Origin of the sequence: Nocardioides nanhaiensis (genome assembly GCF_039542785.1) — a bacterium.
GTDB classification, from domain to species: domain Bacteria; phylum Actinomycetota; class Actinomycetes; order Propionibacteriales; family Nocardioidaceae; genus Nocardioides; species Nocardioides nanhaiensis.
Genome location: NZ_BAABIM010000001.1, coordinates 662,929 through 682,504, shown reverse-complemented (window position 1 = coordinate 682,504; position 19,576 = coordinate 662,929). Strand labels below are relative to the sequence as shown.

Below are 19,576 nucleotides of genomic sequence, written 5' to 3'. Positions count from 1 at the left end.
TCAGTAGGCCTGTCGGAATCGGCGCACCAGCGCGATGCTGATGACGTTGATGATGAGCGTGAGGACGAAGAGCAGCAGCCCCACGGCGAAGAGCGTGTTGTAGGCCGTGCTGCCGACGGGGTTCTCGCCACCGGCCGTCTGGGCGATGAAGCCCGTCATCGTCTGCATGCCGTCGCGCGGGTCCAGGGACATGTTCTTCACGGCGCCTGCCGCCAGCGCCACGATCATCGTCTCCCCGACGGCGCGCGAGAGTCCCAGCACGATGGCCGCGGCGATACCCGAGAGTGCCGCTGGGAAGACGACCCGGAGCGTGGTCTGCATCCGGTTGGCGCCCATGGCGAAGGAGCCCTGACGCATCGCCTGCGGCACCGCGCTCATGGCGTCCTCGGCGAGCGAGGCGATGGTCGGGATGATCATCACCCCGAGCACGAGCCCGGCCGCCAGGGCGTTGGTGAAGCCCACGTCGAGGTTGAGGATGTCCTGCAGCAGGTTCGGCGTCACGAAGGTGAGGGCGAAGAACCCGTAGACCACCGACGGAACGCCGGCGAGCAGCTCGACCGTGGGCTTCAAGAACTTGCGGGCACGGCGCGAGGCGTACTCCGAGAGGTACATCGCAGCACCCAGCCCCAGGGGAACGGCCACCAGGAGCGCGATGACGGTGACCATGAAGGTCGCCGTCACCAGCGGGATCACCGCGAAGCGACCCTCGGTGCTGAAGAACTCACCGAACGTGACCTCGCCGAAGAAGTCGATGACCGGCCCGATCAGCGCCAGCACGATGCCGACGGTGATCGCGATGGACAGCAGCGCCGAGGTGCGCAGCACGACCTTGATGACAGCCTCGGCCGGACGGGTACGACGGCGCAGGTCGGGTGCGCCAGGCAGGCCCGCCCCTCCGGACGGGCCTGCCGTGGTGGTGGCACTCACGAGGTGAGCTCCTCCTGGTTCTGGTGCGTGGACGTGATGAGGCTAGATCAGCCGGCGATACCCTCGAGGTTGGCCTGGGTCTCGGCGTACAGGTCCTCGCTCAGCGGGATGAACTGACCGACCTCGGCGATGTCGGCGAGGTTCTCGATGTAGAAGTCCACGTACTCGGCGGTCGCGGCGTTGTCGTTGTACTTGGCGTTGTTCACGTAGATGAACAGCGGCCGGGCCAGCGGGGTGTACTCCCCGGCCTGGGCGGTCTCCGCGGAAGGCTCGACACAGCCCTCACCGTTGTCGATGGCAAGCGCCTTGAGCGAGTCGGCGTTCTCCTCGAAGTAGGTGTAGCCGAAGTACCCGGTGCCGCCCTCGGTGCCGGCGACGCCCTGCACGATGACGTTGTCGTCCTCGGAGGCCTCGTAGTCCGACCGGGTCGCCTCGGACTCGGCACCGATCACGTCGTTGGCCATGTAGTCGTAGGTACCGGAGTCGGTCCCGGGACCGAACAGGGCGATCTCCTGGTCGGGGAAGCTCGGGTCGATCTCGTTCCAGTTCGTGGCCGTGGAGTCGGGGCCCCACAGCGCGGTGATCTGGTCGACGGTCAGGCAGTCGACGTCGAGGTCGGGGTTGACGACCATGGTCAGCGCGTCGGTGGCCACCTGGAGCTCGGTGTACTCGATGCCGTTCTCCTCGCACGCCGCGATCTCGTCCTCCTCGATCGGGCGGGAGGCGTCGGAGATGTCCGTCTCGCCGTTGCAGAACCGCTCGAAGCCGCCACCCGTGCCCGACTCCGACACGGTGGTCTGCACCTCGGGGTTCTCCTCGCTGAGCAGCTCGGCGGCCGCGTCGCTCATCGGAAAGACAGTCGAGGAGCCGTCGACGATGACGCTGCCGCTGGCACCGCCGGCCTCGCCCTCGCCGCCGCCTCCGCTGGTCTGCCCGGCGTCGCCACCACCGCAGGCGGAGAGGGTCAGGGCAAGAGCGGCGATGCCCGGCACGACGGCCCGGCGGATGGAACTGCGCTTCACAACATTCTCCTGAAGGTCTGTGTTCTGCTCACGTGTCGCCCGAGCGATGACGTCAGGAACTGTGGAGTCGGCAGGTGTACTGATTCGTCGCCGATGGTGAACCAGGGGTGAACGCACCCCGCCCACTCGACGAAGCATCGGCAGCGACGAGACGGACGTCACGTGAACGGCGCCTCAGGAGCGCGCGGAGCCGGGCGATCAGCCGGCTACGTGCCGCTCGACCGCGCGGACGCGGCCCTTGCGCAGGTGCGCCACGAGCATCTCCGCCGGCGCCAGCGCGACCTCGGGCAGCCCGAGCCCGTCCAGCAGGGCGGGCAGCACCGGCCGGTGGGAGCAGACGACGACGCCCTGACTGCTCTCCTGCGCCTCCTCGGCGAGCTCCTCGACCAGCCGCCGGGCGCGCTTCGGCGTCGCGTCCTCCTCGCTCAGCCGACGTCGGCGGTCGATCTCGACGCCGCGGACGTCGGCGTAGGGCGCGATCGTCTGCACGCACCGCTCGCTGGTGGAGGAGACGACGCGTCGCACGTCGTAGGCAGCCAGCAGCGGCACCAGCCGCTGGGCCTGCAGGTGGCCCTTGACCACCAGCGGCCGCTCGCGGTCGTCCTGGCGCCACGCGCGCCGCGAGCGGGCGTCGCCGTGACGCAGCACCACCACCGCCGTCGTCCGCTGACGGCGACCCAGGGCGTCGTCGAGCGTCTCGCGGTCGCGGTCGTAGGTGAGCCGGCGCCGTGCCTCGTCGGCCGGCAGCCACACCACCTCGTCGACCTCGTCGTTGGGCACGAAGTCGGAGGCGTCGGGGTCACCGACCACCCGCGCGGTCCAGTAGTCGACGCACTTCTCGCGGGGCACGCTCTCCAGCGGGTAGCGCTGGCTGGCGAGCGGCGGGCCCAGGCGCACGTGCAGCCCGGTCTCCTCGGCCACCTCGCGCACGGCGGCCACCACCGCGTGCTCGCCGCGGTCCAGCTTGCCCTTCGGGAAGGACCAGTCGTCGTACTTGGGGCGGTGCACCAGCAGCACCCGCGCACCGGGACGGAACACGACCGCGCCCGCAGCGCGTACCGGGGTCGGCTCAACCACGGCAGTAGTCTCACACCACCCGGGGCTCCCCGGCGACCGAGACCCCGGGGGTGAGCGATGGCTGCGATCAGCCGTCGGCTCGCGCTGCGCCTGGTCGTCGTCGCCGTGGTCCTCGCGCTGGTGGCGGTCGCCGTCGTCGTCGGGGTGCGGACGCTGCGCGACGAACCCGATACCGCCCTCGCCCGCGCCTTCGCGCTCGCGCCCGACGACGCGCTGCGGTACTCGTGGACCGACTGGGGCGGGGTGCGCGACGAGCTCGGCCTCGACCTCGACGCCGACTCCCCCATCGGCGACGTGCAGGAGCTGCTCGACCGCGGCTTCGACGCCGACCTGACCGCCACCACGGCGCTGCGCGAGTCGGCGCTGTCCATGCAGGAGCGGCTCGGGTTCTCCCCCGCCAGCATCGAGTGGGAGCTGTTCAGCCAGTCCACCGCGGCCTCCGTCGTGCTGGTCGGACTGCCCGAGGAGGACGTCGAGGCGCGCGTGGAGTCGATCGCGGAGCAGCTGCGGGTGCTCGGCTACGCGGAGCCGGAGAAACCCGACGGCGTGTGGGAGGGCGATCCCGTCATCATCACGCGGGCCGGCGACCTCACCCCCCAGCTGCAGTTCGTGGCCCTCGACGCCGAGCGCGGCGTCGTCGTCACCTCCGACACGCTCTCCGGTGCCGAGGCCGGAGTGGCGGCGGTGCGTGCCGAGGAGGAGCCCCCGGCCGACCTCGCCGCCGTGGTGGCCGACGCCGGCGAGCCGCTGGCCGCCTCGGTGTACACCGGCGAGCAGGCGTGCACGGCGCTCTCGATGGAGCAGGCCGACACCGTCGACCAGGACCAGGCCGCCCAGCTGCTCGACGCCGCGGGCGCCGTCACGCCGGTGCGGGGGTTCGCCCTCGGCATCCTGCCCGACGGCGAGGGCCGCCTCTCGATGTCGTTCGACACCGAGGCCGAGGCCCGCACCAACGCCGACACCCGGGCGACGCTGGCCGCCGGCCCGGCGCCGGGCCAGGGCGGCAGCTTCGCCGACCGCTTCACCCTGGGCGCGGTGACCGCGCGCGAGCGCGTCGTCCGGATGGACCTGTCGCCGGTGGAGGGCACCTTCCTGCTCTCCGACCTGGCCACCGGGCCGCTCCTCGTCGCCACCTGCTGACCGCCCGCGGGAGGTCAAGTCGGCGCCAACGCGCGCTCCCCTGACTCCCCAGAACGCGCACAAGCGCCGACTCGCGCCCCTCCCGACGCGCGCGGTCAGTCGGTGGGGCGGAAGGTGCGCAGGCGCAGGCTGTTGGCGACGACGGCGACCGAGGAGAGCGCCATCGCGGCACCGGCGAGCATCGGGCTGAGCAGGCCTGCGGCGGCCACGGGCAGGGCGGCGACGTTGTAGCCGAAGGCCCAGACGAGGTTGCCGCGGATGGTGCCGAGCGTGCGCCGGGAGAGGCGGACGGCGTCGGCCGCCACCCTCAGGTCGCCGCGCACCAGCGTCAGGTCGGCGGCGGCCATGGCGACGTCGGTGCCGGTGCCGAGCGCGATCCCGAGGTCGGCCTGGGCCAGCGCGGCGGCGTCGTTGACGCCGTCGCCCACCATGGCCACCACCTCGCCCTGCTCCTGCAGGCGCCGCACGTGCTCCACCTTGCCGCGTGGCAGCACCCCGGCGACGACGTCGGCGGGGTCGATGCCCACCTCGGCGGCCACCGCCCGGGCGGCCCGCTCGTGGTCGCCGGTGAGCAGCACCGGGCGCAGGCCCAGCTCGCGCAGCCGGGCGACCGCATCGGCCGAGGTGGGCTTGACCTCGTCGGCCACCACCAGCACGCCGCGGGCCTCACCCTCCCAGCCCGCCACGACGGCGGTACGACCGCTCGCCTCCGCGTGCTCGACGGCGTCCGCCACCTCGGCGGGCACCGCCAGTCCCTGCTCCTCGAGCAGCGAGGGCCGCCCCACGAGGACCCGCACGCCGTCGACCTCGGCCTCGACGCCGAGGCCCTCGTGGTTCCGGAAGCCGTCAGCCGCCGGCACCTCGAGGTCGCCGACCACGGCGCGCGCCACCGGGTGCTCGGAGCCGGACTCGACGGCGGCCGCGAGCGCCCGCACCCGCTCGGCGTCCTCACCGGCAGCGGGGACGACGTCGAGCAGCCGCATCTGCCCGGTGGTGACCGTGCCCGTCTTGTCGAGCACGACGACGCTCGCGCGCCGGGTCTGCTCGAGCGCCTCGGGTCCGCGGATCAGGATGCCGAGCTGCGCGCCCCGCCCGGTGCCCACCATCAGCGCCGTGGGCGTGGCAAGCCCGAGCGCGCACGGGCAGGCGATGATCAGCACCGCGACGGCGGCCGTGAACGCCACCGACGCCCCGGCGCCCGTCCCCAGCCAGAAGCCGAGCGTGCCGACGGCGAGCGCGATCACGATCGGCACGAAGACGCCCGAGATCCGGTCGGCCAACCGCTGCACGGCGGCCTTGCCGGTCTGCGCCTCCTCCACGAGCCGCGCCATCTGCGCCAGCGCGGTGTCGCCGCCCACCCGGGTCGCCTCGACCTCGAGCCGGCCGCTGGTGTTGAGGGTGGCGCCGGTGACCTCGTCGCCGGGGCCCACCTCGACCGGCACGGACTCACCGGTCAGCAGCGAGGCGTCGACGGCGGAGTGTCCGGCCACGACGTGACCGTCGGTGGCCACCTTCTCGCCGGGCCGGACGACGAAGCGGTCGCCGACGACGAGCTGGTCGGCGGGCACCCGCTCCTCGCGGCCGGCGCGCAGCACGCTCACCTCAACCGCGCCGAGGTCCATCAGCGCCCGCAGCGCGGCACCGGCCTCGCGCTTGGCGCGCTTCTCGAAGAACCGGCCCGCCAGCAGGAACGTGGTCACCCCGGCGGCGGCCTCGAGGTAGATGTTGCCGAGCCCCGCGGAGCGGTCGGCCACGAGCGTGAACCCGTGGGTCATGCCGGGCTCGCCGGCGGTGCCGAAGAACAGCGCCACCACCGACCACGCGAACGCCGCCGTGACGCCCACCGAGACCAGGGTGTCCATGGTGGTGGCGCCGTGGCGCGCGTTGCGCAGCGCCGCGCGGTGGAACGGCCAGGCACCCCACACCGCCACCGGGGCGGCCAGGGTCAGCGAGAGCCACTGCCAGCTCTGGAACTGGAGCGCCGGGACCATGCCCATGGCGATCACGGGCACGCTGAGCAGTGCCGAGACCACGAGCCGCTGCCGCAGCGCGGTCAGCTCGGGGTCGGCGTCTCCGTCCGTCTCCTGCCCCGCACCGCCAGCGGCGCCCCGCGGCTGCGGCACCTGAGCGCCGTAGCCCGCGGCCTCGACCGTGGCGACGAGCTCCTCCGGCGTCACCGGCGCGGCGTAGGTGACGCTGGCGCGCTCGGTGGCGTAGTTGACCGAGGCGCTCACCCCGTCGAGCTTGTTGAGCTTGCGCTCGATCCGGTTGGCGCACGAGGCGCAGGTCATGCCGGTGATGTCGAGGTCGACCTCGGTGCCCGCGGCGGTCATCGATCTGCTCCCGCGTGGCCGCCGCCCGAGTGCTCGGCCGGTGGCGTCGGGTCGTCGTCGAGCGGCCCGACGAGGCGGCCGGTCCCGAACCCGGCGGCCAGCACCACCGCGAGCAGCAGCACGAAGCCCGCGATCCGGGCGAGCGCGCTCACGACAGCGCGTACCCGGCCTCCTCGACGGCGGCGCGGACGGCGTCGCGGTCGAGGGGCTGGGTGCTGGTGACGACGACCTCGCCGGTCGTGTGGTCCGCGGTGACCTGCTCGACGCCGTCGAGCTCGCCGACCTCCTCGCGGACCGAGGCCTCGCAGTGGCCGCAGGTCATGCCGGTGACGGTGAACTGCTGGGTCTGGCTCATGGGGTTCCTCCGGGGTTCGTCGACGGGTGTGGGTGGGTCACGAGCGCACCAACCGGCTGATGGCCTCGAGGGCCTCCTCCACCTTGGCGCGACCCTCGACCTCGCCGGTGCGGGCGGCGTCGACCACGCAGTGGTGCATGTGCTCCTCGAGCAGCCCCAGCGAGACGGCCTGCAGCGCCTTCGTCATCGCCGAGACCTGCGTGAGGATGTCGATGCAGTACTGCTCCTCCTCCACCATCCGCTGCAGGCCGCGAGCCTGGCCCTCGATCCTGCGCAGCCGCTTGAGGTAGTCGTCCTTGCGGTGGATGTAGCCGTGCTGGTGCTCCGCCTGCTCGGTCATGCCACCTACGGTACCCCCCTAGGGTACCTAACTCAAGGAACCCCAGGACGACGTCGAGCCCGCCCCCAGCAGGGACGGGCTCGGACGACGGTGCTCGGTCGGAGCGGGCTCAGGCCTCGCGGCGCGGCGCGGGTGGCTCGGGGACGACGCCGAGGATCCGGTCGATCTCGTCCTGGTTGAGGTGCGCGTCGGCCTCGGAGGCGGCGATGATCAGGTTCGTGGTCAGCTCCACCTCGCCGAGGAGGTCGACGTCCTCGAGGGTCACGTCGAACTGGTCGTGCATGGCGACTCCCCCTTGAGTTGGTGAACGCAGGACCAACGCTGAGCATGGGCCCGAGAAAAGAACTTCCCCGCCAGCGTACGGCCAAACCCCTGAAAACCCACTGGCCCGAAGTAGTCATCCGGAGGGTTCCGGATGACTACGGCCTCCACCAACGCAGCCGGACGCAGCCGGACGCAGCCGGACGCAGCCGGCCCGGACGCACCGAGGCCCCGCCGGCGAACCGGCGGGGCCTCGGCGTCAGACAACCCCACGCGTGGGGCAGCGGCTGATCGTCAGAGAGGACGCACGTTCTCGGCCTGGGGGCCCTTGGGCCCCTGGGTCACGTCGAACTCGACCTTCTGGTTCTCGTCGAGGGACTTGTAGCCCTGCGACTGGATCGCCGAGTAGTGCACGAAGACGTCGTCGCCGCCGTCCTCCTGTGCGATGAAGCCGAAACCCTTCTCGGCGTTGAACCACTTCACGGTGCCCTGAGCCATTGCGCTCGTTACTCCTTCATCGGGGCGAGAGCCGCCACCTCGGCGACCCGCACTCAGGTGCGGTGACACGTCGCTCCGACCCGTGATTGGTACACCACAAACCAGAAACGCCGTTGGATCACAGACTCCGCAGGCGTCAGACCAGCTAAAGACTTGCACCCGTTGCTGCCACGACAGTACCAACTAGGTCCCCGTCCGAAACCCCCGCTCCACACCCGTGTCGGACCGGCGTGTGAACACTGGGCGACACGCCCGTGACGGCGCCGCCCGCGAGGCCCTACTACCCTCGGGACCGCACCCGGGCCCTTAGCTCAACTGGCAGAGCTCCGGACTTTTAATCCGTTGGTTGTGGGTTCGAGCCCCACAGGGCCTACCACGTCTGACCTGCGCACACGCGACTCTTGGCGACCATCCCTGTCGCTAGGGGCCGGGATCTGCTCACCGCCTGCTAACGCGAGGCCGTGGGAGTCGAAGACGAGGCGCGCGACATCGGCCGCGGCGCGATCGGCCACCGCGGGTTGAACATGGCTGTACGTGTCTGCCGTCAGATACATGGATGCGTGGCCCAGCCGGTCCTGCACGACCTTCATGGGCACCCCCGCCTCCAGGGCATGCGTTGCGTGGGTGTGCCGCACGTCGTGGAGCCTGAGCTTGGGCAGACCAGCACGCTCGGCGAGGCGCTGGAGACGTCGATAGATCAGCTCGGGGCGCATCGGACCACCCTTGGGACCCGGGAAGACGTAGCAATGCCCCTCGAGCGCCTCACCACCCCAGAGTTCCGCCATCCGCTGGCGGTGAGCCGACAGAGCCTGCAGCGTCCCGTCGTCGAGGTACACGAAGCGCTCGCCACTGGAGGACTTCGGCAGCTCATCCTCGATGGAGGCACCCACTTCCACGCGCGAGTTGATGACCCGGAGGCGGCCCCTCTCGACATCGACGTTGGCCCACTGGAGCCCCGCCACCTCTCCACGACGCATGCCGGTCAGAGCCGCCAAGTGAAGGGCGGCGTAGAGATCGTCATCGCGGATGAAATTGAGGAAGTAACGGAGCTCCGCCGGGGTCCAGGTGGAATACACGTAGGGCGTAGCGCGCGGCAGGTCCACGTGCAGCGCCGGGTTGTGGAGCATCTGACGTCGCTTCACAGCGTCGTTGAGTGCCTTGCGAAGGGTGGCCTTGATCCGGTGCAGCGTGGTGGCGCTCAGCGGTCGCTCAGTCCGTGACGCCAGCACTGCGAAGAGGTGCTCAACGTGTTCGTGGCGAAGATCGTCGAGGCGAACGTGGCCGATGCCCGGCTTGAGGTAGAGCCGGATGTGTCCCTCGTAGGAGTTGCGAGTACTCCGTCGAAGGTCGACGCGGCCAGCGACCCAGCTGTCGAGAAACTCACCAACCGTCATCGTGCGCCCAGCGGGGAGGATCCCCAGGTCAACGGCGTCGAGTGAAGCCCGCAGCGCCCGCTGCGCATCCCTTCGAGTGCGGAAGCCGCCCTTGGTCGTCTGCCTCCGCTTGCCGCCTGAGCCGGAGGGCAGGTCGTGCACGAACTGCCACTTGGGCAGGCAGCCAGGACGGTGGTTCCGCACAGAAGCACCCTCCGCATCTCGGACGAGAGCGCCATCGCCGTCTCGCTGGAGCGGACAACCGCATCGACGAGAGACGTGCCCTGTCCCGCTCACCGAGGCCCCTCCATCTGCGAACCTCGGCCCATCTTGCCCTGGCTCGTAGCGGGCAGCAGCCCCCGATCGCGGGCCTGCCTGACCCAGCGCGACGCGGTGGATCGGGTTACGAAGCGTGTCTCCATCACGGCCTGCAGCGGGTAGCGTCCCGAATCCACCGCCTCGTTGTAGATCCGCGCCACGTCTTCGAAGTGCTCCTCCCCGTACTCCTTCGGCCGACCTCGGCCGTTTGGCCCCCAGGGCGCACTCCCCCGCTCTGCGTGGTCGACCAGCCCTGGGCTGACGTCATCGAGAAGATGAGCGTTGTCCGGATCACCAGCCTCCGCTGCCCGATAGGCCTCAACCATCGATCCACCGAGCGCCTCGTATCGCTGCTGGCGAGCGGCAGCGATGACCGCGGCGGGTTGCAGCCGTCGGAGGGCGGAAGCGGTGATGGGGCGCTGCGCATCCGAGGGCTGGCGCAGAACCAGGCCAACAGCCTCGACCGCACCGTCGACTTCTCCCCACTCGACGCCAACGATCCAGGTGCGGTCGTCCCGTTCGAGCCGCAGCTCGGTCACTCGGTGGTTCACCAATTCCATAGCCATTTGCCCGCTCCGCCGCTCTCAACTCGGGCACCCTGCCCGGACCTGACAACCTTAACGAGACTGAGCATGTCTTGGCAAGACATGCTCAGTCTTGCCATGCTCTCACCATGACCAAACTGACTACCGACATCAGCCTGGCACTTCGACGAGCGACCTTCACGGTCGAGGAAGCAGCAACCCTCCTAGGCATCAGCCGCAGCGCGGCCTACGCAGCGGTCCATTCAGGGGAGATCCCCAGCCGCCCGATCGGCCGGCGCATCGTGATCCCCAAGATCCCCTTCCTGGAGTCTCTGGGGATCGACCCCGCCGACTGGGACGACCTTCCGTGACTCGCCCGACTACGAGAGGCATCGACTTCGAGGAGTGGGGCGCGATCAACCAGAGAGAGGCTCTTCGCATCGCAAGAAGCCCTCTTCAGCCCATGCCCTATCGCGTCATGTTCGCCGCCATGTCCAGGGCCAACCGGGTCGGCCACGCTGAGTTCGCCAAGGGCGAGCTGGCCGACCTCCTCAAGGTCACGCGCGGCGACTCACCGAGCATGTTGACAGTGCCGAGCCGGCAGCAGGTCTGGGGAGCGATCCGTCGAGCGAAGAATCTCGAGCTTGTCGAAGAAACTTCTCGACTGCGCTGCCTGATCCTCTCCCCCTCCCTCTGGACCCGCGGCACTGGCTCTGGGAGGTGCGCCGAGCACCGAGTTGGACGATGGGTGTGACGACCAGCACACACCTGCTACCCCAGGCATGTCGCGTGTAGTCATCACGGGTGTCGGAAGACCTCTCTGACCTGCACAAACAATCGATTGACTCTTGATCTGACCACCCACCTGAGCCAGGCCCTCGAATTCGGGGGCCTGGCTTTGTCATTCGATCGCGAGCGCAGCGCGCCGCCTGGGGGTCCGGGGGGCGGTGGCTCGGTCCCGAAGGGACGCCGGAGCACCCCCGGAATTGCCTTGGAACCAGCGTCGGGGTTGCTTCCTTCGGGCGCAGAAGTGAGGTTGCATGAGGCCCTCGTGAATGCCAGAAGGGGGATGCGTGAGTTTCGAGCCTCAACCGTTCAGCGCAGACAGTGTGCGACTGGTCGACGACAAGCCGGGGGTTCATGTCGTCTGGGACGCAAGCGGACGCTGCCTCTTCGTCGGGCTCAGCCAACGAAATAGGACGCGGTTGTTGCAGCACCTGTCAGGCGACAGGCAAGCGTCGATCCTCCACGAGAAGGTCGGCCGGCTCCTGGATCGAGAACTGGGCCGGCGCGCTCAACGCGACGAGATCCGTGACTGGCTAAATTCCTGCACGTTCGCCGCGGAGTCCAGTGACGCTCCAGCTCGACGCAAGTTTGAGTTGATGGGGGAACTGCTGCCCCGATTCAACGAGAAGACCCCTGCCGAGGACGAGCTGTCAGATGTGCCGGTCGCTCCCCAAGCACCTCCGCGTGCAGGTGATCTCCGAACACTCATCGAGTTCGCCCTGGCCGGCTTGTCGGATCGTGGTGGCAGCGGCTCCATCGCCTCCCCCGCGAAACAGACCATCAAAGAAGATCTCGTCCACACTCTGACTCAGCGAGTCCCAGAGGGATTCACCGTGACAGCCAGTACTGGGTACGGGTCGGACGCCGACGTCCCGTGGGTCGCGATTCTGCCAATCCGTGGCTCAGCCTCTCCTCGAGACGGCGTGTACCTGGTCTACCTCTTCGCAGCGGATGGATCATCGGCCTACCTCAGCCTGGCGCAGGGCACGACCCAAGTGGCCGGCGGCAGCCAGATACTTCACAAGCGGTGTTGGGACATCCGGAGGGCTCTTGGCCTGCAGACTGGGCTTCAAGCCCGCATCGATCTGCGGTCGACAAACCCCCGCCCGAAGTCGTACGAGGCTGGCTCGGCCTACGCGGTCCGATACCGGGCCGAAGCGCTGCCGAACCTCGACCAGTTCCATGCCGATCTCGATCGGATGCTCACCCTGCTTCAACAAGTGGACTCCCTCGGCCTCACCGAGCGATCACAGGAAGAGACCGTCCACCTCGTCCTGAAGTGGAGCCGCGACATTCGACCAGACACGATCACGCGGCACCGAGAAGTCGCTGAGCAATCGGGAAGCGTCTGGTGGGGAAAGCTCGGCAAGCCCGGGACCAGCGCCATGAGCCCGCAACGACTACAGCTCGTCAACGGGCAGCTGGCCGCTGGGCGCACCACCTACTGCTACCTCTATCGCACCGGCGAGATCTGGCGGACCGAGCTGAAGGAGGTCGTGACGTCACGAGCGGAGGTGGATGAGGAGAGGGTGCCGTCGTACTACGGCGACGAGCACCACACCTTGTACCTACGACTCAGCAACTTCGAGTCGATGCCGCCCGAATGGGCCTTCGACAACCTGGTGCTGACCACCAACGCCACGCCGGATGCGACGCCAGGCGCTCTGAGCAACCAGACCAGCCCCCTGATGGTCTACCAACTCTGGTCAGCCTCACCGGCCCCTGACCAACACGTCACCCTCGCGGTCGAGAGCACGCAACTCGTCGGCGAGCCGGGCACCCCGGCAGGCCCGGACGCTGGGGCCCCTCGGGAGCCGCTGACCATGGCATGGCTGGAAGAGGAGACTCTCTGCGAGCGCGCCTGGCTGGAGTCGCTCATTGAGGCTTTGGACCGCCGACCGCAGGTGGTGCTTGCTGGCCCCCCGGGAACCGGCAAGACCTGGGTGGCAAGGGCAGTAGCCCGCTACATGACCCAGGACGAACCGCTCACTCACCGCGTCCTGCAGTTCCACCCCTCCTACGGGTACGAAGAATTCATCGAGGGCCTGAGGCCCACAGCAGAAGGAGGCAGCATCGGCTTCACGCGCGTCGACGGCGCCGTGCTGCGCATGGCCGGCGAGATCGATCCGGAGTCTGACCAACGACACGTCCTCGTGCTCGACGAGATGAATCGCGCCAACCTGCCCCGGGTCTTCGGCGAACTCATGTACGCACTCGAGTACCGCGATGAGCCGATCGACCTCCTGTACACACAGGAGTACTCCCTCCCCCACCGCCTGCTCTTCATCGGCACCATGAACACCGCTGACCGCAGCATCCGCAGCATCGACCTGGCGCTGCGCCGCAGGTTCGAGGTCTTCGACTGCCCACCGGACCACGACATCCTCCGGCGCTACTACGAGACGCGAACCTGCACGGTGGACGGTCTCGTGGACGGATTCGAGCGGCTGAACGCTCACCTGACCGACCTGCTCGACCGACACCACACGGTGGGGCACTCGTTCTTCATGCGTGAGCTCTTCGACGCCGCCGCCCTCCGTGCCACCTGGCAGCGTCAGTTGCTCCCACTGTTCGAGGAGTACTTCTTCGACAGGCCCGACGTGATTGCCACGCTGCAGATCAACGAGTTCTGGCCCGATGCCTGAGGCAGCCGCGCCAGTCCCCATTCGTGAGTCCCGACGACAACTGGTGTCGATGCGTGACGCCGAGGCTGAATCGCTGAAGGCCCTGGGGCGCGAGCTGGCTGGCCAGTCCACCTGGTGGGGTAGCGACAGCGGCGCGGACGCCAGCGAGAGCGGCGGGGCCACGTCAGCGATCCACGTGCGCAAGGCCGAGTCGGACCTTTGGGAGGTGCGAGTCAGTGACGCCATCGGTGTCATCCGGGTCGGCGATCAGACACTCGTCGTGCAACCCAAGATTCCGATGGGCCACGTACTAGGGCTGCTCTCGGAGGCAGGCACTCTGCCCAGAACATCCTCAGCCCCCGTGCAGGTCTCTGCGGGCGCGCATCTCTTCGACCTGATCGCCAGTTGGCTTCTCACAGCGACCCAAACCGTACTTCGCGGTGATCTGATCAAGCAGTTCCAGACCCATCGCGAAGTGCTTCCTCACGTCCGTGGCCGCATCAACCCAGCGCAGACTGCGGGGCTGTTGCTCCGCGGACGGCCCCAGGTGGACTGCGAGTTCGACGACCTCGACATCGACAATCCAACGAACCGCGTACTGAGGGCAGCCGTAGCCAGGATCGCCCGATCGCCACTTGCACAATCCACGCTTCGCCGGACAGCAACTCAGCTCCTCGTGCACTTTCAAGGCGTGGGAGACCTGCGACGCGGGGATGCCTCGGCAGCAGTCACCCGGCAGACCTGGTACTACCGCGACGCACTGCAACTGGCAAACGTGATCCTTGCCGGCTTCGCTCTCACCCTGCGCGAGGGCAGTCTGGGCGGTTCGGCCTTCCTTCTGCGCACCCCCGAGGCCGTCGAGGCGGGCCTTCGCAGCCTCCTGACCCGAGGTCTGGCTGACGAGTGCGCCGTAACCAAGAAGGGCCTGCAGCTCACGCCTTCGACAAAGACCCTGAACCCCGACCTGGTCTTCGACAACGGGTCGGCCGTCGGCGACGTGAAGTACCAGCTGCAGGGCACCGACTGGGACACCGGGCACATCTACCAGGCGACCACCTTCGCCACCGGCTACCGAGCGTCGCACGCCCTCGTCATCACGTTCCGTGATGGCGAGACCGCGCGGCCATCACTCCAGATCGGTGACGTGGATGTGACCAACATCTGCTGGGACGCACGCGACGAGACCCCCTACGAGACAGCCGCCGAGCGCGTCGTTGAGGACGTGAGGGACTGGCTGCCGACCCGGGAACCGGCGAGCGGTCATCCGGAGGCGTTGGCGTTAGCAACTGGTTAGCGTAGCCGCGTTTCCGCAGGTCAGAGCCCTGTCCGCGGATACCAAATCCGCTGGCTCAGTTAGAGACGATTGCGCAAATGAGCCGGCGTGTCCCCCGCACCGTTGCGTCAGAACGTCCAGCCGTTCGTTGAAGTGTCGCTCACCAGCATCGCTGCGCCGGTAGGCGTGTCGCGGTACCGTCCTGCCACCCTGAGAGCCCTATCTCGCTGCACGACCGCTACGTGGCATTTGCCCCTGTAGGGAACATGCGTTTCCTCCTTTGCGCCAGGAAGCCTCGGTCGATCAGCCTCCGCAGGTCAACATCGCGTCTACTCTTCGAGGCGCCGCGTGCTCTCTCAGCCCACTAGTCGCGTTTAGGCACGTGGCACAGCAGCTCGGATCCATCACATAGATGCACTCGTCGCTCCAACCCTTCATCTTCACCTAGCGCGGCTTACTCAACTCGGCTTTGGGGGTACGCACGGTTCCAGGGACCGTAGGTTGCAGATGGCTCATCCCCCCGGTTTTCCGGATCACAAGCAAGACCGCGGAGGACCAGTTCGCCAAGTGGCACCACAGTTTTTTTCGATTCATCGAACGCACGCTCGTTGAACGAACGTTCACGATCGCCTTTCCCAAGAGCGTGCGACGAGTCGGCCCGTTCCTACGACCGTTTCCACCACCGTCGTTGCTGGCCCTCGGCATCCTTCTCGGCTTGTTCCCTCCGCAACTTGGCGTCCCGTTCCAAAAGCACGGCGGCCTCTGCACGCACATCTGCGCTCAGGTGCGTCCCAGCTAGGCTCTGCATTGTTGCTTTGATCGACTCTGGCAACCGAAACCCACTATCGCTGAGACCCGCGATCACATGACGGGGAACAGAAGTCCCGTCCTGCTCGAGCAGCGCCCGCAGCCGATCCAGCTCAGCACCTGATAATCGTTCAGCAGCGAGACCTAGCGCTTGCCCGGCCAAGGACCGTACTTCGACATCGCTGTCGAACGTAAGCCATACAGAGACCGTTGTCACCCACGGCTGTCCGTCGCCGTCAGGAGCAAGCACTACGACCGTGTGCGCCGCCTCCCGCATGGCTTGACTGGTCCTGCGTGCCATGAGCCCAGCAACAAACTGCACCGCTTCTGCTGGCTCAAGCACCCCGATCGCGGCCAGAAATCGAACAGCGGCTGGATAAGGCGACAGGACGTCATCAGCGAAGGCCGGACCTCCGCTTAACAACTCTCCCGTCCGCTCGGCGGCGCACTCGGCCACGAGAACTGGCATTTTCTTGACATTCCTTGTCATTCGCTCGAGAGCGGCGGTCTTGTCATCGCGCTGAACCTCCGGATCGGTCAGGGTCCTTAGGACGTCGGGCCAAAGATCGTCGCGACCGGTCTGCAGCATCAGCGCGACGGCTACGTCCGCCGTTGCAATCGATCCTCCCGTAAAAATCCCGGAGGACGCGGTACTTTCAAGACGGCGTAAGTCGTCTCGAATGATGCCCATGGCTGTCTCCACAACACCTTGGTCTAAACTCTCTACATCGTGCAACGAACGGTCGACTCGCCTAGCGACAGAGGCAACATCAGTTGGCGCAGCGAAATTGTACTCAGCCAACTCGGGATTCGAATCGGCAACCCTCTCTAAGCTCACCCGCACTTGTTTCCATTCGGCCAAGCTCGCGTGCAAGCGCATCGACCGGACCTGTTCCATGACCCCGTGGTCCTTCCAGTCCTCGGCGGACCAGCGGTCGAGCACCCTAGCCATAAAGTGGTCGATCCCGCCTTCCTCGTTGGCATCGGCGAGACGCACGATATCCGAGAGAAGCACGGACAGTTTCTCGACTCCGCTTCCGTTGGCGCGAGCCAATTCCCGAATGGCCGTCCAAACCTTCTCCGCATAGACACCTGAATGTTGCCAAGACGCTCCGCGCTGCACAGGCGGGACGTTGCGAATCTCGAACAATCCGTTCAGCGCCTCGACGCGGGCCCCCTCGTCGAGAACCGGAGCGGCGTACTTCAGCACGACCAACTCGACTTGGCGCAGTTGCCCTTCGTGCAAGCGGCGTATCACTAGACTGGCATCCTGCTGAAGGACCTGCAGCGGACCTTCTCGAAGAAGGGATGCGCAGGCAAACTCAACATTCTTTTCAGAGTTTGCTTGCCTGAGAAGGCGCAGCCCCTCCGCCATGAGCCAACTTTCGCCGTCTGCTCTGCCTTGCCGGAATCGGGCCAAGCCGAGGAGTTCCCTATAGTGATGTGCGACCGAGCTGCCACTGTACTCGTGCCACAGCAAACTCTCCGAGAGGTCGCGATCTCCAGGAATATTGACATTACCGAATGAATAGGTAATCTCTACCGCGCTCGAGAATAATCTTTTGAAGTCATGCTTGAGCCGTTCGCTGAGCGAATCCGCCGCATGACCTCGGGAGCGCCACACAGCTATCGGGGTGCGCCGCCGCAGGGGCGCGAGCCGCTCATCGACGGACGTCGCGGTTCGAGCGAGGTAACTGTGCCCCACCCACTCGATCGATTCGATCAGATCGATCGTTATCTCACGGACATCTCGCGGGCTGCCCGTGCTGACTTCGAACTCAGGAAGCGACTCAACATCAAGTTGCTCGCAAAGACGGAGCGCGTCTCGAACTAGTCTGCGGGGATCCTGTCCGGAATCCCAGTAATGAAGGGATCGAACGCACAGAAGCCAGGCAGCAAGCAAACCCTCGGCTGCCGATCTTTCTACGTCCAAACTCTTCAGCACTCCGCGCAGCGCTTGGTCGGCTTCTGCGAACTTCTCGACCTCAGACAAGGCGGACGCAGCCAATACAGCGCACGCACAACGGAAGCCAATGTCACGGTAATCTCCAAGTCCATTCAACGACATTTCGCGAAGTTGCACTGCGCCCTGCTCGACCGTTCCCACCGTCATCGAATCCAGGAACGCTTCGTAGAGCGGGCCAAATCGCGATACGGACGCAGCCTTGTCAGCATCGCGATCAAAGGTCGTTAACCGTCCGTAGTCAGAGCGCCGGCCCGCCGCTAGTAGGCCGAGAACCCCGTAGGGAGTGACGACGTCCCCAGTCCAGAAGTTCGGATGCGGCGCTACGTCACGTGGGGCAAGTAGGGCGGCGAGCCAACCCAGTTCCGGCTGCACGTTTGGACTAGCGTTAGCAATGGTCATGAGACATCCCCTGTGTCAACCCGCGAAAGTCGGTGAGCGAATATCAGCGATCGCTTAGTACGTTCGAGCCAAAGTACGATCAATTCCTCCAGATTTTCGCTAGTGTCAGCAGGGGACACCCAAGCAGGAATCTCGACGAACTGCGCCGCGACCTCCGAGGCGACTGCGAGACCAAGGCCACCAAACGGAACGACACCCAGAGTGTGCAAGAGGCCCGACGCGAGTTCCTGAGCGTACCTTTCGAAATCAACAGCGTAGTCTCGAACGTCGAACAAGTCCGCCGGAATTACCCGGACCCGGAGATCCAGCGGCTCGCCACGGCGTTGCCCGTGCGTCGCGTCGAAAACGACGATGCCCTTCGACTTCTCTTGAAATTTGGTGACCGCCTCGTGGTACGCATCCTCCCAGTGACTATGTTCCGGATGGCCACGGAACTGAGTTCTTATGGCCGGAGTTGCCGAGTCCGGAGGAGCCTGCACGACGTGTAGCAGCGACGAACGACATGCTTTGAGGACCCAATCTCGGAGATCCTGTTTATGGAGGAAACTCCGATGATCGCCCCTGAAGGGGACGCTCTGGTCAGAGGGAATCCCGTAAGCGGAACTGAAGTGGGTGACAATTGCATCGCTGGTCGCCCGCCCAGCCCAAAGTGGTATCCACAACTTCGTCGGCGCGCTCCGCTCTAAGTGAGGATCGACGCGGTTCGTGAAAAACCGATCATTGCGCGCGACTACGTCGTTCTGCGAGCGAAGAAATCGGGCGTCCTTGGAACGGCCGAATATAAGCGGTCGAACACCTGCCCTCGGACTAGCCAGAAACACGATGCCGATTGTGCGGTGGGCAAGCGGTTGCCGAGTTCTCGAACTCACCGACTCGAGCGAGAGACGGAGGGCTGCGGAGGCAACAACCCCGCCCATGCTGTGACAGACGAAAACGATGCGCTCGTACGGCGTGCTTTCGACCTGAGTCTGCAGTTCCTCCGCAACAGTCTCGAGGTCTGGGTTGTTGTTGACACGACGACGCGCACCGCTGACGTAGTCGAAGAGAGCCACGTCGGCTGGCAGAGTTGGGTCGTCATATATCTGGTTGGGCAACTCGCCCCAGGTTGTGTATCCGCTGCCGCCCCACCCATGCACGAAGACAACGAGTGAATGTCCGGTTACCCCCTCGTAGCGATGTACATGCAACCCACTGTCATCGAACGGTCGGGGCGCGGGAGCCTCGGCCCAGAACTTTGGCAACACGTCCCCTTCCGACATTCGCAACAGTACTGGCGGCGACAGTGGCGCACGCAAGTTCGGCGTTTGCTGACTGACGTGTCCTCACTACATGCCGGGGCGGACAGACGGATGCCGTGCCATGCGCCCGACGTACCACCGAATCCGGAGGTAGATCCGGGTTTGGCTAACGCTGGCGCTAACGGAAGGTGCGGACCAGTCACTACCTGCTGGACTGACCGGCCCCCGCAAGCGGCCAGCAGCTTGTTCAATGCACACGCGGTGGCTCAGGAGACGTCGGGTCGGACATCGCTTCGGAGTCTTTTAATCCGTTGG

At 66.8% G+C, this 19,576-nt stretch carries 16 protein-coding genes, 1 tRNA gene and 1 pseudogene; 5 read left to right on the top strand and 13 right to left on the bottom strand.

Annotation, left to right across the window (positions count from 1 at the left end):
- The 3 genes from pstC to ABD948_RS03295 all read right to left on the bottom strand — a co-directional run bounded on the left by pstC (position 1) and on the right by ABD948_RS03295 (position 3,026).
- Complete coding sequence (gene pstC / locus ABD948_RS03305; protein WP_345262626.1) at positions 1-927, bottom strand: phosphate ABC transporter permease subunit PstC; 927 nt, start codon at positions 925-927, stop codon at positions 1-3.
- A gap of 47 nt (positions 928-974) precedes the next feature.
- Positions 975-1,949 (bottom strand): PstS family phosphate ABC transporter substrate-binding protein, encoded by a 975-nt coding sequence (locus ABD948_RS03300; protein ID WP_345262625.1) that lies wholly within the window; start codon positions 1,947-1,949, stop codon positions 975-977.
- A gap of 198 nt (positions 1,950-2,147) precedes the next feature.
- The gene (locus ABD948_RS03295) at positions 2,148-3,026 is read right to left on the bottom strand and encodes an NUDIX hydrolase (RefSeq protein WP_345262624.1); all 879 of its coding nucleotides are present in this window, start codon (positions 3,024-3,026) and stop codon (positions 2,148-2,150) included.
- Positions 3,027-3,083: 57 nt separating this feature from the next.
- Here ABD948_RS03295 and ABD948_RS03290 point away from each other — a divergent pair, with 57 nt between their 5' ends.
- Positions 3,084-4,166 carry a hypothetical protein gene (locus ABD948_RS03290; RefSeq protein WP_345262623.1) on the top strand — a complete coding sequence of 361 codons (1,083 nt, stop codon included), beginning with the start codon at positions 3,084-3,086 and terminating at the stop codon, positions 4,164-4,166.
- Positions 4,167-4,261: 95 nt separating this feature from the next.
- Here ABD948_RS03290 and ABD948_RS03285 read toward each other — a convergent pair whose 3' ends face one another.
- From ABD948_RS03285 to ABD948_RS03260, 6 genes are all read right to left on the bottom strand, one after another.
- Positions 4,262-6,499 (bottom strand): heavy metal translocating P-type ATPase, encoded by a 2,238-nt coding sequence (locus tag ABD948_RS03285; RefSeq protein ID WP_345262622.1) that lies wholly within the window; start codon positions 6,497-6,499, stop codon positions 4,262-4,264.
- Positions 6,496-6,651, bottom strand: coding sequence for a hypothetical protein (locus ABD948_RS03280; RefSeq protein WP_345262621.1), 156 nt, complete (start codon positions 6,649-6,651; stop codon positions 6,496-6,498). The genes ABD948_RS03285 and ABD948_RS03280 overlap by 4 nt, the downstream gene beginning before the upstream one ends.
- Positions 6,648-6,854 (bottom strand): heavy-metal-associated domain-containing protein, encoded by a 207-nt coding sequence (locus tag ABD948_RS03275; RefSeq protein ID WP_345262620.1) that lies wholly within the window; start codon positions 6,852-6,854, stop codon positions 6,648-6,650. The genes ABD948_RS03280 and ABD948_RS03275 overlap by 4 nt, the downstream gene beginning before the upstream one ends.
- 37 nt (positions 6,855-6,891) lie before the next feature.
- Positions 6,892-7,194 (bottom strand): metal-sensitive transcriptional regulator, encoded by a 303-nt coding sequence (locus tag ABD948_RS03270; protein ID WP_345262619.1) that lies wholly within the window; start codon positions 7,192-7,194, stop codon positions 6,892-6,894.
- Between the two features lie 109 nt (positions 7,195-7,303).
- The gene (locus ABD948_RS03265) at positions 7,304-7,477 is read right to left on the bottom strand and encodes a hypothetical protein (protein WP_345262618.1); all 174 of its coding nucleotides are present in this window, start codon (positions 7,475-7,477) and stop codon (positions 7,304-7,306) included.
- A 272-nt stretch (positions 7,478-7,749) separates the two neighbouring features.
- Positions 7,750-7,953 (bottom strand): cold-shock protein, encoded by a 204-nt coding sequence (locus ABD948_RS03260; RefSeq protein WP_028650227.1) that lies wholly within the window; start codon positions 7,951-7,953, stop codon positions 7,750-7,752.
- A 300-nt stretch (positions 7,954-8,253) separates the two neighbouring features.
- Here ABD948_RS03260 and ABD948_RS03255 point away from each other — a divergent pair.
- Positions 8,254-8,329 (top strand) — tRNA-Lys (locus tag ABD948_RS03255).
- A 202-nt stretch (positions 8,330-8,531) separates the two neighbouring features.
- On the opposite strand, the pseudogene ABD948_RS22100 reads toward ABD948_RS03255, so the two are convergent.
- Together ABD948_RS22100 and ABD948_RS03240 are read right to left on the bottom strand one after the other, a co-directional pair.
- Positions 8,532-9,488, bottom strand: a pseudogene (locus ABD948_RS22100) (site-specific integrase); the annotation flags it as partial.
- A 131-nt stretch (positions 9,489-9,619) separates the two neighbouring features.
- Positions 9,620-10,183, bottom strand: a complete 564-nt coding sequence (locus ABD948_RS03240) for a hypothetical protein (RefSeq protein ID WP_345262615.1) — start codon at positions 10,181-10,183, stop codon at positions 9,620-9,622.
- Positions 10,184-10,317: 134 nt separating this feature from the next.
- Between ABD948_RS03240 and ABD948_RS03235 the strand changes: the two genes are divergently transcribed.
- The 3 genes from ABD948_RS03235 (at position 10,318) to ABD948_RS03225 (ending at position 14,872) form a co-directional block, all read left to right on the top strand.
- Positions 10,318-10,539, top strand: coding sequence for a helix-turn-helix domain-containing protein (locus ABD948_RS03235; protein ID WP_345262614.1), 222 nt, complete (start codon positions 10,318-10,320; stop codon positions 10,537-10,539).
- Between the two features lie 702 nt (positions 10,540-11,241).
- On the top strand, positions 11,242-13,599 hold the full coding sequence (locus ABD948_RS03230; protein ID WP_345262613.1) for an MrcB family domain-containing protein: 2,358 nt from the start codon (positions 11,242-11,244) through the stop codon (positions 13,597-13,599).
- 49 nt (positions 13,600-13,648) lie between these two features.
- Positions 13,649-14,872 (top strand): McrC family protein, encoded by a 1,224-nt coding sequence (locus ABD948_RS03225; RefSeq protein WP_345262612.1) that lies wholly within the window; start codon positions 13,649-13,651, stop codon positions 14,870-14,872.
- 643 nt (positions 14,873-15,515) lie between these two features.
- Here ABD948_RS03225 and ABD948_RS03220 read toward each other — a convergent pair.
- Together ABD948_RS03220 and ABD948_RS03215 are read right to left on the bottom strand one after the other, a co-directional pair.
- Positions 15,516-18,023 (bottom strand): hypothetical protein, encoded by a 2,508-nt coding sequence (locus tag ABD948_RS03220; protein WP_345262611.1) that lies wholly within the window; start codon positions 18,021-18,023, stop codon positions 15,516-15,518.
- Complete coding sequence (locus ABD948_RS03215) at positions 18,020-19,282, bottom strand: alpha/beta hydrolase (protein WP_345262610.1); 1,263 nt, start codon at positions 19,280-19,282, stop codon at positions 18,020-18,022. The genes ABD948_RS03220 and ABD948_RS03215 overlap by 4 nt, the downstream gene beginning before the upstream one ends.
- Positions 19,283-19,576 lie beyond the last annotated feature (294 nt).

What these genes read in the sequence shown, in the direction of transcription:
- ABD948_RS03285 (WP_345262622.1), bottom strand. Translation starts at nt 6,499, where the DNA reads ATGACCGCCGCGGGCACCGAGGTCGACCTCGACATCACCGGCATGACC.
- ABD948_RS03275 (WP_345262620.1), bottom strand. Translation starts at nt 6,854, where the DNA reads ATGAGCCAGACCCAGCAGTTCACCGTCACCGGCATGACCTGCGGCCAC.
- ABD948_RS03260 (WP_028650227.1), bottom strand. Translation starts at nt 7,953, where the DNA reads ATGGCTCAGGGCACCGTGAAGTGGTTCAACGCCGAGAAGGGTTTCGGC.
- ABD948_RS03220 (WP_345262611.1), bottom strand. Translation starts at nt 18,023, where the DNA reads ATGACCATTGCTAACGCTAGTCCAAACGTGCAGCCGGAACTGGGTTGG.
- ABD948_RS03215 (WP_345262610.1), bottom strand. Translation starts at nt 19,282, where the DNA reads ATGTCGGAAGGGGACGTGTTGCCAAAGTTCTGGGCCGAGGCTCCCGCG.
- ABD948_RS03235 (WP_345262614.1), top strand. Translation starts at nt 10,318, where the DNA reads ATGACCAAACTGACTACCGACATCAGCCTGGCACTTCGACGAGCGACC.
- ABD948_RS03290 (WP_345262623.1), top strand. Translation starts at nt 3,084, where the DNA reads ATGGCTGCGATCAGCCGTCGGCTCGCGCTGCGCCTGGTCGTCGTCGCC.
- ABD948_RS03265 (WP_345262618.1), bottom strand. Translation starts at nt 7,477, where the DNA reads ATGCACGACCAGTTCGACGTGACCCTCGAGGACGTCGACCTCCTCGGC.
- ABD948_RS03270 (WP_345262619.1), bottom strand. Translation starts at nt 7,194, where the DNA reads ATGACCGAGCAGGCGGAGCACCAGCACGGCTACATCCACCGCAAGGAC.
- ABD948_RS03225 (WP_345262612.1), top strand. Translation starts at nt 13,649, where the DNA reads ATGCGTGACGCCGAGGCTGAATCGCTGAAGGCCCTGGGGCGCGAGCTG.